Origin of the sequence: Solemya velesiana gill symbiont (assembly GCF_002020805.1) — a bacterium.
In the GTDB taxonomy this organism is placed as follows: Bacteria; Pseudomonadota; Gammaproteobacteria; order Chromatiales; family Chromatiaceae; genus Sedimenticola_A.
Map to the genome: position 1 here is coordinate 18,961 of NZ_MPRJ01000022.1, position 15,603 is coordinate 34,563.

A 15,603-nucleotide genomic window follows, 5' to 3' on the forward strand; every position below is an offset into this window, starting at 1 on the left:
CTTCTACCATTCCCCGTTGTGGGTTTGAATATGTTTCCGAACAGAGGTGCCGCTCAAGGTGCGATCCAGATCATTGATGCCATCCGGCCTGTAACTCCGTCACGTCGATAGGAAAAATAACGATCAGACTTTGTTACTGTACAGCCTTGCCCGCCCCCGATATACCCCAGTTTTTCCCTTTCCAGACGCAATCTCGCCAATGCGTAGATATCGGCCAGCCAATGACCCGGGCGACCAGTCACGAATGCACTCTCTGCCCGGTGATCCCGGGAAACAAAAGCCTCCCGCACCTCTTCTCCGACTTCAAAAGACTCAGGGCCAATCGCCGGCCCCAACCAGGCCATAATCTCATTCCCAGGTTGGTCAAAATGTTCAAGGGCAGCCTCCAGTACCCCCGCGACCAGTCCACGCCAACCGGCATGAACTGCAGCAATCCAGTTACCCTGGCGATTGCAGAGGAGTACCGGCAGGCAATCAGCGGTCAGCACCGCACAAACCTGGCCAGGTGTTGATGCAACAGAGGCGTCTGCTGAAGTACCGATGCCATCTACCCCGCACTGAGCAACCCCGCAGCCGTGTACCTGTTTCATCCAGAGCGGCTCTGAAGGTAAATCGAGCACCTGCTTCAGGTGCTCCCTATTGCGTCGAACGGCGTCGGGATCATCTCCAACATGATCCCCCAGGTTCATGCTGCCATAAGGCGCTTTACTGTAACCACCCTGCCTGGTGGTGACAGCAGCACGAACACTTTCTGGAGCTGGCCAGTCCGGATAGATCAATTCAACCATCGACCATATCTTCCCGCATGACCTGGAGTAAGGTCTGCATGTCTTCCGGTATCGGTACCTCCCATTCGACCCATTCGCCGGTTTTTGGATGCTCCAGGCCAAGAAACCTGGCGTGCAGCGCCTGGTGACGGTAACCACGGAGCGCCTCGATCAGTCCAGGTGAAGCACCGGCCGGTATTTTAAAACGCCCTCCATAGAGGGGATCACCAACCAGTGGATGACGAATGTGCGCCATGTGCACACGAATCTGGTGGGTCCGCCCTGTCTCCAGGTTCACCTTGAGATAGGTGTGAGACCGAAATCGCTCGAGTACCCTGTAATGGGTCATAGCTGGCTTGCCTGAATTCACCACAGCCATTTTGATACGATGCACCGGATGTCGCCCGATTGGCGCATCGACTACACCACCGGCTGTCATCACCCCGGCAACAACTGCCCTGTACTCGCGCTTGAAGGCCCGTGCCTGCAACTGCTCGACCAATGAACGGTGGGCACCCGGCGTCTTGGCTATCACCAACAACCCACTGGTCTCCTTATCGAGGCGATGCACGATGCCCGCCCGAGAAAGCTGGATCAGATCCGGTGAATGATGCAGCAGGGCATTCTGCAGTGTGCCATCCGGATTTCCAGCCGCAGGATGCACCACCAATCCCACAGGCTTGTTGATCACCAATATCTCACTGTCTTCATGGACGATCTCCAGGGAAATCGCCTGTGGCGCACACTCCACCTGCTCCTCAAGGTGGACCTCAAGCTCCACAAGCTCCCCCCCGACAACCTTGTCCTTTGCCTTGCACTGACGACCATCCAGCGTGACAAACCCCTCCTTCAGCCACTGCTGCAGACGGCTGCGGGAAAAATCGGGAAAAAGCACGGCCAAGGCCTGATCCAGCCGCTTCCCAGCCAAATCCAGACCTATTCGTGCATCCAAATGTTCAATCTTCTCAGTCAATTCAACCTCGCCATCGTCACACCGCCCCCCCTTCTCTAAAGTGCCTGGATTCAGGCTTTGAGGTATACTTCGGCATTCAGTTAACCATGATTACGGCTTCCATTAATGAAGGCAACCACTAAAGTCCTTATTTTGCTGGCAACGCTCTTTTTCCTGCCCGCATGTTCTCTGCTCCCGAAAGAGGTGGACAAGACCAAGGGATGGAGCGCCCAGAAGTTCTACTCCGAGGCCTCCTATGCCATGTCGGAGGGAAATTACGAGACAGCGATTGGATATTACGAAAGCCTGGAGGCGCGTTATCCTTTCGGGCGCTATGCCATGCAGGCCCAGCTGGATGTCGCCTATGCTTACTATAAAAACAGTCAGCATGAATCAGCTATCGCTGCAGCGGACCGGTTCATCAAGCTGCACCCCCGTAACCCGTATGTTGATTATGCCTACTACCTGAAAGGTATCGTCAACTTCAACCGCAATATCGGCTTCTTCTCTCGCTTCGTACCCACAGACACTTCCCAACGCGATCCGGGTACCGCACTGGACTCGTTCAATGACTTCGCAGAGTTGGTGAGACGCTTTCCCGATAGCGAATATGCCGAGGATGCGCGCACACGCCTGGCCTACCTCCGCAACAACCTCGCCATGCACGACGTGCATGTTGCCCGCTACTACATGAAGCGGGGCGCCTACCTAGCTGCAGCGAACCGGTGTGTTAACGTGATCGAAAAATACCAGCGCACGCCTGCCGTCAAGGAAGCACTGATTACGATGATCGAGGCCTACGATAAACTTGGACTCGAACAGCTTTCGGCAGATGCACAACGTGTTCTTGCACTGAACGAGGCCCAGAGCAACTTCGAGGTTCCGACACCTAAACTGGAGGAAGAGCCGTCGATTGGCCGGAAGCTCTGGGATTACCTGGAACTGGATGAAAACTGAGCAATCATAGTTACAAATAAAAAAGGGGAGCCAGATGGCTCCCCTTTTTTATTGCAGTACGCCGGTCAAATGGCAGCTTCGCCCTCTTCACCGGTGCGAATGCGTACCACCTTCTCCACCGAGGTAACAAAGATCTTGCCATCACCAATCTTGCCGGTACGCGCCGCGTTGGTAATCGCCTCGATGCACTCATCCAGTTGACTTTCGTTGATCACCACCTCGATCTTGACCTTGGGCAGAAAATCAACCACGTACTCTGCGCCACGGTAAAGTTCAGTATGGCCCTTCTGACGGCCAAAACCCTTTACCTCACTGGCAGTCATGCCCGTAATACCAACAGCGGACAAGGCCTCGCGAACGTCATCCAGTTTGAAAGGCTTGATAATTGCATCGACTTTTTTCATTGGTTTTTTGCTCCTGTACACAGCAATCCGTCCGTGGCGAAGACGCCGGTCAACACATGGTGTATCCCGTATATACTAGCAGGCCTAAACCGGTTGGCACAAAACTAATGAAATGCTGAAAGTAACGCCGCATCCCTGTGGCACTACCCTGTTACCCCATCAATTCCAGCATGCGCTGGCCGATCTCGGCAGGCGAACGAACGGTAGCAACACCCGCTGACTCCAGGGCAGCGAACTTGCCATCAGCGGTACCCTTACCGCCACTGACGATGGCACCGGCATGCCCCATGCACTTTCCTGGAGGTGCTGTGACACCGGCAATATAAGCCACCACGGGCTTGGTCACGTGCTGCTGGATATACTCTGCAGCATCCTCTTCGGCAGAACCGCCGATTTCACCCACCATGACGATGCCCTCGGTCTGCGGATCCTCCTGGAACATCTCAAGGCAGTCGATGAAGTTCATGCCGTGAATGGGGTCACCACCAATTCCCACACAGGTACTCTGGCCCAAACCAGCCTTGGTGGTCTGGTGGACCGCCTCATAGGTGAGGGTTCCTGAACGGGAAACGATACCGATCTTGCCAGGCTGGTGGATCATGCCCGGCATAATGCCTATCTTGCACTCGCCGGGGGTGATGAGCCCGGGACAGTTGGGGCCGATAAGGCGGCAATCGTACTGTTCCAGGGCAGCCTTCACCTTGAGCATATCCAACACGGGGATACCTTCGGTGATGCAGGCGATCACCTTGATTCCAGCATCTGCCGCTTCGAGAATTGCATCAGCTGCAAATGCCGCGGGAACGTAGATCATGCTGGCATCAGCACCTGCCTCCACGACAGCATCATGTACGGTATTGAACACCGGCAGCCCCAGGTGGGTCTGACCGCCTTTACCGGGAGTTACGCCACCCACCATGTTGGTTCCATAGGCAATCGCCTGCTCGGTGTGGAAGGTGCCCTGCTTGCCGGTAAAACCCTGACAGATCACGCGGGTGTCTTTGTTTACAAGGATACTCACAATCTTTTCCTATGTCCGGTGTTCAGCGTTTAGCCGCAGAGACGACCTTTTCGGCGCCTTCGCTCAGGTCTGCAGCAGTTTCGATGGCCAGGCCACTGGCAGCCAGCTTTTCAAGGCCGGCTGGCGCATTTGTACCCTCCAGGCGCACCACTACCGGCACCTTCACATCCACCTCTTTAACCGCCTGAATGATGCCGTCGGCAATCAGGTCACAACGCACGATGCCGCCAAAGATATTGACGAGCACGGCCTCGACCTTCTCATCCGAGAGGATCAGCTTGAACGCTTCGGCCACACGCTCAGCGGTGGTACCGCCACCCACGTCCAGGAAGTTGGCCGGGGCACCACCTTTCAGCTGGACCAGGTCCATGGTGGCCATTGCCAGCCCGGCACCGTTGACCATGCAACCGATGTTTCCATCCAGGGTGATGTAGTTGAGATCATGCTCCTTGGCCTTGGCTTCACGCTCATCCTCCTGTGCCACGTCTCGCAACGCTACCAGTTCGCTCTGGCGGTAGAAGGCGTTGTCGTCGAGATTGATCTTGGCATCCAGTGCAATCAGGTTACCCGCCTTGGTCACTACCAGTGGATTGATCTCCACCAGGCTGGCATCGCTTTCGACGAACAGGTTGTAGAGCCCCCGCATGAATTTATTGAACTCCCTGATCTGCTGACCTTCAAGTTCCAGGGCAAAAGCCAACTTGCGGCATTGATATCCCTGGAGGCCAGCCGCCGGATCGACGTGAATGGTCTCGATCTTCTCAGGCGTCTCCTCAGCGACTTCCTCGATGTTCATGCCACCGGCACTGGAGGCCATGAAGAGTATCTTTCTCTCAGCACGGTCAACCAGCGCACTCAAATAGAGTTCACGATCAATATCGGTAGGTGCCTCGATCAGCAGGGTATCGATAGGCAGACCCGGCTCTCCTGTCTGCTTGGTCACCAGGCGGCTTCCAATCAGGCGTTCGGCCTCGGCCTCCACGGCATCCAGGCTGTCGACCAAAACGACTCCACCGGCCTTACCTCGACCACCGGCATGAACCTGGGCCTTGACCACCCAGCGTTCACCATCGATGACCTGGGCTGCCTCGCGGGCCTTGTCTACGGTCTGGGCGGGCTTACCTTCAGGAACGGGGATCCCCTGTTTTGCAAACAACTGCTTGGATTGATACTCATGTAGATTCATTAGTGTTACGACCCGTCAGTTAAAAAAGGTGCTATTCTGTTCCAAAATCGAGAAATTATCAAAATAATTTACTGCTTAGATAAGAATTAATTATGAGTTTAAGATTTATACTCATTATTCTGGGGGTCTGGATTGTATACCTATTTGCCCGCCGGTACCTCAAAAACAGGCCCGCAAAAAAAGGCAAACAGGATTCTAATTCAGTGGAAATGGTTCGCTGCGAGCATTGCGGAATTCACATCCCAGAACCCGAAGTCGTGACCCGGGACGGCAGGAGCTACTGCTGTGAAGCCCACGCAATCGAGCACCAGGACAAGGATCAGCAGTAGATTCTGATAATCTGTATCAAATGAGCAGCCGCGACAGCATCAATAGCTTTACCTACACTTCACGGGGCCAGAGAGTTCGTCACTCCCCTTTCAATGTGTTGCAGTTTTTCACTGCCTACCGCCTGCTTATTGCCAGCCTCCTGGCAGTCATGTTCTTCATCCAGACAGGTCCCTCCATCCTAGGATTTTTGGACCCTATTCTATTCGGCAGCACTGCCGTCATCTACCTGGGATTTGTAATCGCCAGCGGCCTGTTGCTCTACCTGCTCCCCGGGCTGGCCACACAAAACCAGGCACTCATGATGGTCTTCACAGACATCGTGTTGATTACGGTCATGATGCACGCCAGCGGCGGCGTAGCATCCGGGCTCGGCATGCTGCTGGCCGTATCCATCGCTGTCGGCAGCCTGGTCATGCAGGGGATCACCGCCTTGCTGGCGGCCGCCATCGCAAGCCTCGCAATCCTGGCCCAACAGGTTTACTCCCAGTTCTACACCGACCTGCCCTCGACCGCATATACCCAAACAGGGCTGCTAGGCGCGTCCTTTTTCGCCATCGCACTCCTGGCTCACGTACTTTCCCAGCGGCTCAAGGAGAGCGAACGCCTGGTCAGCCAGAGAGATGTAGACCTGGCCAACCTGGAGCAACTCAACGAATACATCATCCGAAATATGCTGACAGGCATCCTGGTGGTGGACGATGATCTGAAGATTCGCCTGATGAACGAATCTGCATGGCACCTGCTGGGTATGCCGGATGCCCACCGGGGGAGTCCCCTGGAGCGAGCCTCCCAGGTACTATCAAGCCAGATTGCAGCCTGGTGGGGGAACCCGGGGGATTTTCAGCCGAATAATTTCAGGTCCGTTCCCAGCGGCCGCGAGCTGAAGCCGGGATTCTCCAGGCTCGGAACAGATGATAAATTCGGCGCGGTAATTTTTCTTGAAGACGCCGCCTCCATCACCCAACAGGCCCAGCAGATCAAACTCGCCTCCCTGGGCCGCCTCACTGCAAGTATTGCCCACGAAATTCGAAATCCTCTTGGGGCTATCAGTCACGCCGCCCAGTTGCTGGTTGAGTCCCCCGACATGGCGGAGACCGATCGCAGACTTCTCGGCATCGTCGAAACACATTGCACCCGCGTAAATGACATTATTGAGAATGTGCTTCAATTGTCCAGACGCAGTCGAACCAGGCCCGAGGAGATCGTACTGGAGCCCTGGATGGAGAAGTTCATCTCGGAGTTTCTAATCGCACAACAACTTGCTGAAGAAAATGTTCAACTGCATATCGACCCGCCTCAGACCGTGATAAGGGCCGATCCTTCACAGCTTCGACAAGTCGTGAGCAATCTGTGCGAAAATGCCGTCACACATTTCAACCAGGGCAGGAACATGTTGCGTCTTAACATTGCCGGAGGCATGACCCGCGAATCGGGAGGCCCCTTCCTGGACATCACCGACAACGGTGCGGGCATTGACAGTGATGCACTGCGCCAGATATTCGAACCTTTCTTCACCACGGTAAACTCGGGAACAGGCTTGGGACTGTATATTGCAAAAGAGTTGTGTGAATCGAACCGTCTGCGCCTGGAATACCTTGCCTCCCCCACCGGAGGCGCCTGTTTCCGGATAAGCTTCCCGAGTTTCAAGTCTGACTTTTCTGAGCATCATGAATAACCCACTGGCACTGATCATTGACGATGAACCCGATATCAGGGAGCTGCTCGAGATCACGCTCGGGCGAATGGGCATCGATACCCGCGCTACTGGAGATGTGGCAGCATCCAAAGAGATCCTGGAAAAATACCGATTCGATCTCTGCCTCACTGACATGCGCCTCCCTGATGGTAACGGAATAGACCTGGTCGAGCATATCAACGATCACTTCCCCGATCTTCCCGTAGCTGTAATCACCGCTCATGGCAATATGGAATCTGCGGTTCAGGCACTGAAATCGGGAGCCTTCGATTTCGTGTCCAAACCCGTTGACCTGAAGGTTCTCCGCAAGCTGGTGGAAACAGCGCTGAAACTCGATATCGGCCAAACAACCGGAAAACCAACACCATCACAGGATGAGAGCTCGAATATCCTCCAGGGAAAATCTTCGGCTATCAAGCATATACGAAAAATGATAGCGAAGCTGGCACGCAGCCAGGCTCCTGTCTATATCAGTGGCGAGTCAGGTACAGGCAAGGAATTGGCTGCACGACTGATCCACGACCAGGGCCCTCGGGCAGAGAAGCCCTTCGTTCCGGTTAACTGCGGGGCCATTCCCCACGAATTGATGGAGAGCGAGTTTTTCGGCCATAAGAAAGGCAGTTTCACCGGCGCGGTCAATGACAAGCTCGGCCTCTTTCAAGCCGCTGACGGCGGCACCCTGTTTCTGGATGAAGTTGCGGACCTCCCCCTGCATATGCAGGTCAAGCTTTTGCGAGCTATCCAGGAAAAAGGCGTACGACCTGTGGGTGCTCAGCGCGAAGTTTTCGTTGATGCACGTATCATTAGCGCCACCCACAGTAATCTCTCCGAACTGGTGAAAAAGGGGGAGTTTCGCCAGGACCTCTTCTACCGCATCAATGTCATTGAGTTGAATATCCCCCCCTTGCGGGACCGCTGGGAGGACATTGCCATTTTGTGTGACAGTATACTGACGCGCCTCTCGGAACAGATCGACATAGAAAAACCGGAGATAGAAGAGAAGGCCATGCAGCAGTTGCTCAACTACCACTTCCCGGGCAATGTGCGAGAACTGGAAAACATGCTTGAATGCGCACTGACGCTGTGTGACTCGAACATCATCGAGAGTATGGATTTGCAGATCCCAAACAACCCCCAACAGGATACAGCATTACCACCAAACCTGTCACTGGAGGAGCATATAGAAGAGGTTGAGCGCGCGCTCATTATAAAGGCGCTGGAAGAGACTCACTGGAACAGAACCGCTGCAGCAAAGAAACTTGGGATCAGCTTCAGAGCTTTAAGATACAGACTCAGCAAACTGGATCTTGATCCCAAATAAGATGAAATCAATCGGATAGAATGTCGCAATGTAACATACTCTTCCAAACCAAAATAAATCAAAAATCATCCAATGAAAGTGCTTTTTGTTACAACCTCTTATCCTGCAAAAGAAGATGATTGGAAGGGTCGTTTTATCTTAGACATGTTAACTGCTTTGAGCCGCATCAATGGTTTATCTCTATATTATTGGGGACCGACAGGGCCTCTTCCAGACAGCGTCATTAATGTCACACGCGGAAATGAAGCTGCATGGCTTGATAATCTACTGGCTTCAGGCGGTATAGCTAATGCGTTACGGGTTCATCCCGTAAAATCCTATCTAACGGCAGCGCGGTTATTGTACTATCTAAGATGCCTCTATCGTCGGGAACGCGAAATTGATGTAGTCCATGTCAATTGGCTTCAAAATGCCATTCCTTTATATGGATCAAAAAAACCAGCGCTTATAACGGTCTTGGGAACTGACCTGGCTCTACTAAACAAGCCGCTGATACGTTCTCTCATGACCAGGATGCTCAAAAAGATAAGACATGTGATTACACCTAATGCCGAATGGATGCTGGATCCGCTTCAATCCACCCTCTCTCCAGGCACGCAGATAAATCCCATACCTTTTGGTGTTAGTGAACATTGGTTTCAAGTAAAACGAGAAATTAAACCCGACTTATCAAAAAAGTGGCTGGTGATTTTACGCATCACACCGGAAAAGATTGGACAGCTATTTGAATGGGGAAGAGTCATAAGTGAAACAGGAGATCAATTACACTTATTTGGCCCCATGCAAGAAGCCGTCAAAATTCCCTCATGGATACATTACCATGGGCCTACTTATCCTGATGAGTTGAGAACTGACTGGTACACACAAGCAGCAGGTCTCATAACATTGAGCCAGCATGACGAGGGAAGACCCCAGGTAATACTAGAAGCTATGGCGTCCGGACTGCCTGTAATTACATCAGATATTCCAGCACACAAGAACGTCATTGTTCAGGGCAAAACAGGTTGGATCGTGAAGGATAAAGACGATTTTCTGTCAGCATATAAAGCCCTTTCAGACAACGAAATAAATCTACGCATGGGCAACGAAGCTCAAAGCTGGATGCGTAATGAAATTGGCACTTGGGATGATTGCGCGAAGAAGTACCATCTCTTATACCAAACTCTTCAGCCAGATTTTGATTAATGAACAAAATGTGCACACTGCTGATTGGCGGAAACGGATTTATAGGTCAAGCACTGGTACGCAGACTTAAAAAACGAAACAAGTCCATTTACATTCTCGCACGCAGCCTAGGCCAACAAAGGATTGAGGATGGCATCTCTTTTTTCCCCGGATCACTGGACGATGAAAAAATCGTCAATGACTTATTACCTCAATGCGATGAAGTGCTTTACCTGGCATCCAATACTACGCCCGGCATCCCTAACAACAGCCCACTATATGAATTTGAAGCAAACATCAATCCATTATTAAGCTTCATCCGATGTTTACAGAATTACCCCAAAATCCATCTACTATTCCTCTCTTCGGGCGGGTCAATCTACGGCGATCATGACAAGCAACCCATTTCCGAGGAAGCATTATTAAAACCGCTGTCATATCATGCCTCAGGGAAGGCAATAGCAGAATCCATTCTGTCTGCTTATAGCAACCAGACCAGTTCCCAGGTCACCATATTGAGACCATCAAATGTTTACGGACCAGGCCAGCCCGTTACACCTCACTTTGGATTGATACCCAAGATACTGGACTGCATTTACCATGAAAAGGAAATCCAAATCTGGGGGGATGGGGAAATAACCCGAGATTATCTTTACATAGATGATTTAGCAGATGCCTGCGACAAAGCACTGTCACAACACCCAAAACCATCAAGCCTGTATAACGTTTACAATGTCGGATCAAGCCACGGATATACGATTAACCAGGTTTGCAAGATCGCAGAAGATATTACAGAAAAAACTTGCAAGAAAACCTACATAGTCGCCCGCATAGCCGATGTAAAGCACGTTGTACTCGACATCAGCCTTATTTCAGATGAATTATGCTGGCAACCGGTTACTGACTTGGTGACAGGAGTTTCCAAAACCTTGGAGTGGTTTTTACGGAAGGCAGAAAATGTATAGAAAGCCCTTAATTTCAGTATGCGTGGCTAATTTCAATGGGATGGATGTAATCAATGACTGCCTTTACTCCACCATAAATCAAGATATTGATGAGCAAGCCATAGAAATCATAGTACATGATGACGCCTCAACCGACGAATCTGCAGCATACATCAAAGACAACTTCCCCCACATCCAACTTCTTGAAAGCGACCACAATGTAGGATTCTGTGTAGCCAACAACCGAATGGCAGCCATGGCACGAGGAGAATTCATTCTACTACTTAATAACGATGCTGCCTTATATCCAGACGCCCTGACCACGCTGTACCACACCGCCCAAAACACTCTGAGGCCAACTATTCTCAGCCTCCCGCAATATGAGTTTGAAACAGGCGAATTAATCGACAGAGGCAGTCTGCTGGATCCTTTTCTCAACCCCACACCTAACAAGAACCCTGATCGTGATGATGTCGCCATGGTGATGGGAGCATGCTTATGGATCCCCAAGGCATTGTGGGATGAGCTAGGAGGCTTTCCTGAATGGTTCGGCTCCATAGGCGAAGATTTGTACTTATGTTGCCGCGCCCGACTGGCAGGGCACTTGGTCAGGGTATGCAATCAATCAGGTTACAAACACAAAGTGGGTGCAAGTTTTGGCGGAGGCAAAATCAACAAGGGACGCTTGTCCACTGCAATGAAGCGAAGAGCCTTGTCTGAACGAAACAAGACGTATGTGATGCTGATATCTTACCCATGGCAACTGGCACTCCTGATTTTCATCCCGCATTTACTGTTACTGCATGTCGAGGGGCTAGTGCTTTCCTTGGTAAAGTGGAATAAGAACCTATGGCGCGAGATCTATGCGCCTCTCCTTGGAAGTTTATGGCAGGAGCGCGATCGCTTATGGTCAACACGCAAAGAGGTACAGCAGAAACGTGCGATAACCTTGGTCAATTGGCTTAAGCCGTTTCATTGGCTACCGTGGAAAATTACGATGGCGATCAAACACGGACTACCAGAAGTCAAATAACTTTTGTTTGGCTTACCTGGCCAGCAAATCGAAAACCACACTGCCCCAATTACGCGCATAAAGTCTATAGCGGCCTGCAGCTAGTTCACGCACTACACCCGGTACACGGCGCCAGCGCACAACAGGGAAATTGGCTCTCGATTCAAGATGATCAATCTTTTCCGACAGAAGCGTGGTTACACTTTCTGAAATCCGCAAGGTTTCCATGTGCTTATCAAGCGCACTCCAAAGCTCTATCTCCTTCCGATACCACTCACCGCGATCGATTTTCAAAGCCTCATTCACCTGGGACCATAATGATCTACGGAGGCCTCCGACGACATTTTCCTCATGCTGGCGATAGGCGATCAGTGGCTTGTTTATAGCTAAAATTTGTCCCTGGGAAGCTGCAATCAAGGCAAGCCATGCGTCATGATCCCACCCATTGGGAATTGGCAGTGCCACTTCCTTCAGGTCAGCTTTAAAAGCCAGAGTGGCACCAGTGACTACACGATGCTTCAGAAGGACAGATAAGCCCGTCCCATTGGCAAAAGAGTCCTGTTCTTCAGGTGTAAAGCGAACTCTCTGCCACATAGTGTATCCAAACGGTTTTAGTGTGGCGTCAACGACTTCGGCATCAGAGAAAACCGCCAAAACATTTGACTTATCCAGTTCCTCAGCAAGACATGCCAGTTTATCCGACCGCCAGACATCATCCTGATCAGCCAATGCTATGTAATCACCAGTACATGCACTGATGGAGCGACTGAAATTATCGATTACACCCAGACGTGATCGATTACGCAACACACGGACTGGAAAAGGTGAATCCAAAGCAAATCTTTCAATAATTTCGAGGCTGTCATCCCGGGAGGCGTCGTCAGAAACAACGAGTTCGCATGGCTGTAACTGCTGTTCCACGAAACTATCCAGCAGTTCCGGCAGGTATTGGGCACCATCACAGACAGTAAGCGCAATGGAGAAACATGGTTTCATGTTCTTTTCACCACGGGAACAGGCAAGCCGTGATCAATCATTATATTCGGATTTCCCGCAGGATCACGAACAAGCTGATCACGCCAGCGGGTCTTCATATATTGCATTGCATCAGCTTCATCCTGACAGCTTTCAACTGTATCGTCATTAAGCGAATCGCGCATGGTCAGCGAAACATATGGTGTCCATATATTGTACAAACCAGCTTCCAATAAGCGCAGGCAGAAATCCACATCATGGAAAACACCGCTTGCGGCATTAAACCCCCCAATCTGCTCAAACAGATCTTTTTTCACCGCCAAACACGAAGCTGATACAGCAGAGACATTTTGCTGTAGGAGGGCGCGATTCCTCAATCCTGCAAAATTGGCTGGCGCCCCGCGATAGGGATGGAGAACAATCATTTCGAAATCGAGGAAGTAGCCTGCATGCTGGATGCACCCACCAGGTGAAAGCAAACGTGCACCAACCGCCCCTACTTCAGTCCGAATGGCTTCAAACACCAATGATTCAAGCTGAACTGCGTCTATTGCCTCACACCGCTCATCCATGAAACAGAGTATATCCCCACTCGCTGCTGCGGCCGCCCTGTTTAGTCTACTGGATTGTGCTTCTTCAGAATCAACTGGAAAAACTATACATCCATCCGGAAAGTCCATCTCATCAAAGTGTTCAGTGGTCGCTACTACCAGTTCCAGCGAATAGCCATTAAATTTCTGCAGTACCTTCATGTGCCTGAAAATGTCACTCTCAGAGTCTGATGCAATGACGATAGAGACACCCGGCATCTCACCAGGCAGGCTGCGACGGATCCGAAGATGGCCAAATTCGAGCAGTGTTGCCTCTGCTTTCTCTCCACGGCGTACAAGGTGTTCTTGTACTGCGCGACGTCCTGCATCCAGGGCATATACCTTTACATTGTCGGCGTGCGCAGTAGACCCTGAGATAGACCGCCAATGGTATAGAACATGGGGAATGTGCCGAATACACCGTGCATTCTCGGAAGCACGCAGTGCAAGATCCCAGTCCTGGCTACCTTGTACTTCAGGGCGAAATGCGTCCAGTTCACGCAGCAGATTAGCCCGGTAGATGCTCAGATGGCATAAGTAGTTTTGCGAACGCAGCAGTTCCGGGTTCCAGTCCGGCTTGAAATAGGGATCATAACGCTTCCCATCAGAGCCAATGATATCCTCGTCACTATAGAGAAGATCAACCTCGTGATCCCGATCAATTCCAACAGCAATCCTGGCAAGTGCATAGGGAGAGATCTCGTCATCATGATCGAGAAAGGTAATGAATTCTCCATTGGAAAGTGACAACGCTGACCTGGTCGCTGCACAGATGTGCCCTCGGGACTCACGAAAAACCACATCAATACGCTCATCGCTAGCTGCAGCAGATTCGATCAGTTGTCGAACATATGGCTGGGTGGAGGCATCATCGGCGATACAGAGTTGCCAATGAGAATAGGTTTGTTGTCGGACTGATTCTATGGCCTTCTCCAGCCAGGGTCTGTCTGGATCACAAACGGGCATTACAATCGTGATAAGGGGTGGATTCTGTAAACCATCAATTTCTGTAGCAAGAGATTCTCGCTCCATCGACAGCTGCTGACGCTCTGCCATCAACCACTGTGCATATCCGATTGTCTGATGATGTAGCAGTCGTTTACGCCAGCGCACTCCCGATAATCCGCTGCGTCGCCAAACCCGAAACATCTTCTTTGCCAATAAGACCAGTGGTCGTTGACGTACAAAATCAATCAAGCCAAGAATCCTCATATCAGGAAAGTTTCCGTATGATGCCGACAGTCTCAATCCTGGATCTTGCTACATGTTCAATCCTGACAGATCCACTGTACACATCATCCAGAAGACCAAGCAGATCCGAGAAAGAGTCCCGTGAAAAGACATGATGATGTATATGGCCGGACCCTGAACCAAGTAGCCGTTCGATGAGTTCTTCACGCTCCTCCCCCTCTGGAGGCTCCCAAGGCACACCCTGCATCACTGACAAGGCAGGCGCAGAGACATTCAGATACTCTTCAATATGCACTCGGTTTCGCTTTCGCATGGCCATTACATCACCAGCCAGGCCAAGTTGATAGTCTTCCAGAAAATGCGTGCTAGGCGTAATTTCCCTACCGCGATCAAAGCATCGCTCTGCAATAGGTACGGAGACAAAAATGACACCACCGGGCTTTAAAGCAAGCAGCCAGTTTTTCAATGTACCCAATGCATCAGCAGTGTGTTCGAGAACGTGATTGGCAATCACAAAATCCTGACTTTGTGGTGCTATACAAGACAAGCTGAAGCCATCAGTTAGAATATCAGGGGTAACAATAACCACCCCGGCATCAACTCGTAATTCCTTCAGAGTCTCTGGCATATTGATGTCAATATAAAGTGCCCGGGATCCTTCTGGCAGTGGCAATGGGCAGTGCAGCGCACCAATTTCAAGACCACGGGATCTGATCGGCAGATAACGCAAAGATAACCTACGACGCGTCTGCTCAAGTCCAAGCAGCCCTAGTCGTAAAAGTACTGATGCCAATCCACAGTGGATCAGAACGCTTCGCAAGAACGACCATGTTTTTTATGTAATGAACTACCAATATTCATACATACCAACGAAGTGTGGATTGATCAGTTATATCTCAAATTACATTAATTCGATAACGCAATATGAATAAACCACCGCCCTATATAAAATCGCTTCTCTTTTCGCATATTGTCTAAGTCTGTCTTACATAACTTGCGCGAATTCAATTTCCAAGTGCAACTCGACAGAGTTGGTTAGAGGGTAAGCTGCGGTAGCATAGGTAGCTTCTCTCACCGACCAAAGTTTGAGGAG

The 15,603-nt window shown here is 51.1% G+C and carries 15 protein-coding genes; 7 read left to right on the plus strand and 8 right to left on the minus strand.

What is annotated here, in order from left to right; genetic code table 11:
- Positions 1 to 53 precede the first annotated feature (53 nt).
- The gene (pgeF, locus tag BOW53_RS04820; RefSeq protein ID WP_078486379.1) at positions 54 to 788 is read right to left on the minus strand and encodes a peptidoglycan editing factor PgeF; all 735 of its coding nucleotides are present in this window, start codon (positions 786 to 788) and stop codon (positions 54 to 56) included.
- Complete coding sequence (gene rluD, locus BOW53_RS04825; protein WP_078486380.1) at positions 781 to 1,740, minus strand: 23S rRNA pseudouridine(1911/1915/1917) synthase RluD; 960 nt, start codon at positions 1,738 to 1,740, stop codon at positions 781 to 783. The genes pgeF and rluD overlap by 8 nt, the downstream gene beginning before the upstream one ends.
- Before the next feature lie 105 nt (positions 1,741 to 1,845).
- Here rluD and BOW53_RS04830 point away from each other — a divergent pair, with 105 nt between their 5' ends.
- On the plus strand, positions 1,846 to 2,676 hold the full coding sequence (locus BOW53_RS04830; protein ID WP_078486381.1) for an outer membrane protein assembly factor BamD: 831 nt from the start codon (positions 1,846 to 1,848) through the stop codon (positions 2,674 to 2,676).
- Between the two features lie 65 nt (positions 2,677 to 2,741).
- On the opposite strand, the gene BOW53_RS04835 is transcribed toward BOW53_RS04830, so the two are convergent.
- From BOW53_RS04835 to sucC, 3 genes are all read right to left on the minus strand, one after another.
- Positions 2,742 to 3,080 (minus strand): P-II family nitrogen regulator, encoded by a 339-nt coding sequence (locus BOW53_RS04835; protein WP_078486382.1) that lies wholly within the window; start codon positions 3,078 to 3,080, stop codon positions 2,742 to 2,744.
- 151 nt (positions 3,081 to 3,231) lie between these two features.
- Positions 3,232 to 4,101 (minus strand): succinate--CoA ligase subunit alpha, encoded by an 870-nt coding sequence (sucD, locus tag BOW53_RS04840; RefSeq protein WP_078486383.1) that lies wholly within the window; start codon positions 4,099 to 4,101, stop codon positions 3,232 to 3,234.
- Positions 4,102 to 4,123: 22 nt separating this feature from the next.
- Entirely contained in the window at positions 4,124 to 5,287 is a 1,164-nt protein-coding gene (sucC, locus tag BOW53_RS04845; RefSeq protein ID WP_078486384.1) for an ADP-forming succinate--CoA ligase subunit beta, read from the minus strand.
- Positions 5,288 to 5,379: 92 nt separating this feature from the next.
- Between sucC and BOW53_RS13485 the strand changes: the two genes are divergently transcribed.
- The 6 genes from BOW53_RS13485 (at position 5,380) to BOW53_RS04875 (ending at position 11,775) form a co-directional block, all read left to right on the plus strand.
- Positions 5,380 to 5,616, plus strand: coding sequence for a PP0621 family protein (locus BOW53_RS13485; RefSeq protein ID WP_078486385.1), 237 nt, complete (start codon positions 5,380 to 5,382; stop codon positions 5,614 to 5,616).
- 20 nt (positions 5,617 to 5,636) lie between these two features.
- The gene (locus BOW53_RS04855; RefSeq protein ID WP_216641087.1) at positions 5,637 to 7,292 is read left to right on the plus strand and encodes a sensor histidine kinase; all 1,656 of its coding nucleotides are present in this window, start codon (positions 5,637 to 5,639) and stop codon (positions 7,290 to 7,292) included.
- On the plus strand, positions 7,285 to 8,634 hold the full coding sequence (locus BOW53_RS04860; protein ID WP_078486386.1) for a sigma-54-dependent transcriptional regulator: 1,350 nt from the start codon (positions 7,285 to 7,287) through the stop codon (positions 8,632 to 8,634). The genes BOW53_RS04855 and BOW53_RS04860 overlap by 8 nt, the downstream gene beginning before the upstream one ends.
- 72 nt (positions 8,635 to 8,706) lie before the next feature.
- The gene (locus BOW53_RS04865; RefSeq protein WP_078486387.1) at positions 8,707 to 9,819 is read left to right on the plus strand and encodes a glycosyltransferase family 4 protein; all 1,113 of its coding nucleotides are present in this window, start codon (positions 8,707 to 8,709) and stop codon (positions 9,817 to 9,819) included.
- On the plus strand, positions 9,819 to 10,763 hold the full coding sequence (locus tag BOW53_RS04870) for an NAD-dependent epimerase/dehydratase family protein (RefSeq protein ID WP_078486388.1): 945 nt from the start codon (positions 9,819 to 9,821) through the stop codon (positions 10,761 to 10,763). The genes BOW53_RS04865 and BOW53_RS04870 overlap by 1 nt, the downstream gene beginning before the upstream one ends.
- Positions 10,756 to 11,775 (plus strand): glycosyltransferase family 2 protein, encoded by a 1,020-nt coding sequence (locus BOW53_RS04875; protein ID WP_078486389.1) that lies wholly within the window; start codon positions 10,756 to 10,758, stop codon positions 11,773 to 11,775. The genes BOW53_RS04870 and BOW53_RS04875 overlap by 8 nt, the downstream gene beginning before the upstream one ends.
- A gap of 12 nt (positions 11,776 to 11,787) precedes the next feature.
- Here the strand turns inward: BOW53_RS04875 and BOW53_RS04880 are convergent, their stop codons facing one another.
- Genes BOW53_RS04880 through BOW53_RS04890 form a run of 3 tightly spaced genes read right to left on the minus strand, consistent with a single transcriptional unit; the run spans position 11,788 to position 15,303 of the window.
- Positions 11,788 to 12,750: a glycosyltransferase family 2 protein gene (locus BOW53_RS04880; protein WP_078486390.1), complete on the minus strand. Its 963-nt coding sequence runs from the start codon at positions 12,748 to 12,750 to the stop codon at positions 11,788 to 11,790.
- Positions 12,747 to 14,516: a glycosyltransferase family 2 protein gene (locus tag BOW53_RS04885; protein WP_172838771.1), complete on the minus strand. Its 1,770-nt coding sequence runs from the start codon at positions 14,514 to 14,516 to the stop codon at positions 12,747 to 12,749. Before BOW53_RS04885 ends, BOW53_RS04880 begins: the two co-directional genes overlap by 4 nt.
- A gap of 16 nt (positions 14,517 to 14,532) precedes the next feature.
- Positions 14,533 to 15,303: a class I SAM-dependent methyltransferase gene (locus tag BOW53_RS04890; RefSeq protein ID WP_172838772.1), complete on the minus strand. Its 771-nt coding sequence runs from the start codon at positions 15,301 to 15,303 to the stop codon at positions 14,533 to 14,535.
- Between the last annotated feature and the right edge of the window lie 300 nt (positions 15,304 to 15,603).

What these genes read in the sequence shown, in the direction of transcription:
- pgeF (WP_078486379.1), bottom strand. Translation starts at nt 788, where the DNA reads ATGGTTGAATTGATCTATCCGGACTGGCCAGCTCCAGAAAGTGTTCGT.
- BOW53_RS04830 (WP_078486381.1), top strand. Translation starts at nt 1,846, where the DNA reads ATGAAGGCAACCACTAAAGTCCTTATTTTGCTGGCAACGCTCTTTTTC.
- BOW53_RS04835 (WP_078486382.1), bottom strand. Translation starts at nt 3,080, where the DNA reads ATGAAAAAAGTCGATGCAATTATCAAGCCTTTCAAACTGGATGACGTT.
- sucC (WP_078486384.1), bottom strand. Translation starts at nt 5,287, where the DNA reads ATGAATCTACATGAGTATCAATCCAAGCAGTTGTTTGCAAAACAGGGG.
- BOW53_RS13485 (WP_078486385.1), top strand. Translation starts at nt 5,380, where the DNA reads ATGAGTTTAAGATTTATACTCATTATTCTGGGGGTCTGGATTGTATAC.
- BOW53_RS04855 (WP_216641087.1), top strand. Translation starts at nt 5,637, where the DNA reads ATGAGCAGCCGCGACAGCATCAATAGCTTTACCTACACTTCACGGGGC.
- BOW53_RS04860 (WP_078486386.1), top strand. Translation starts at nt 7,285, where the DNA reads ATGAATAACCCACTGGCACTGATCATTGACGATGAACCCGATATCAGG.
- BOW53_RS04865 (WP_078486387.1), top strand. Translation starts at nt 8,707, where the DNA reads ATGAAAGTGCTTTTTGTTACAACCTCTTATCCTGCAAAAGAAGATGAT.
- BOW53_RS04870 (WP_078486388.1), top strand. Translation starts at nt 9,819, where the DNA reads ATGAACAAAATGTGCACACTGCTGATTGGCGGAAACGGATTTATAGGT.
- BOW53_RS04875 (WP_078486389.1), top strand. Translation starts at nt 10,756, where the DNA reads ATGTATAGAAAGCCCTTAATTTCAGTATGCGTGGCTAATTTCAATGGG.
- BOW53_RS04880 (WP_078486390.1), bottom strand. Translation starts at nt 12,750, where the DNA reads ATGAAACCATGTTTCTCCATTGCGCTTACTGTCTGTGATGGTGCCCAA.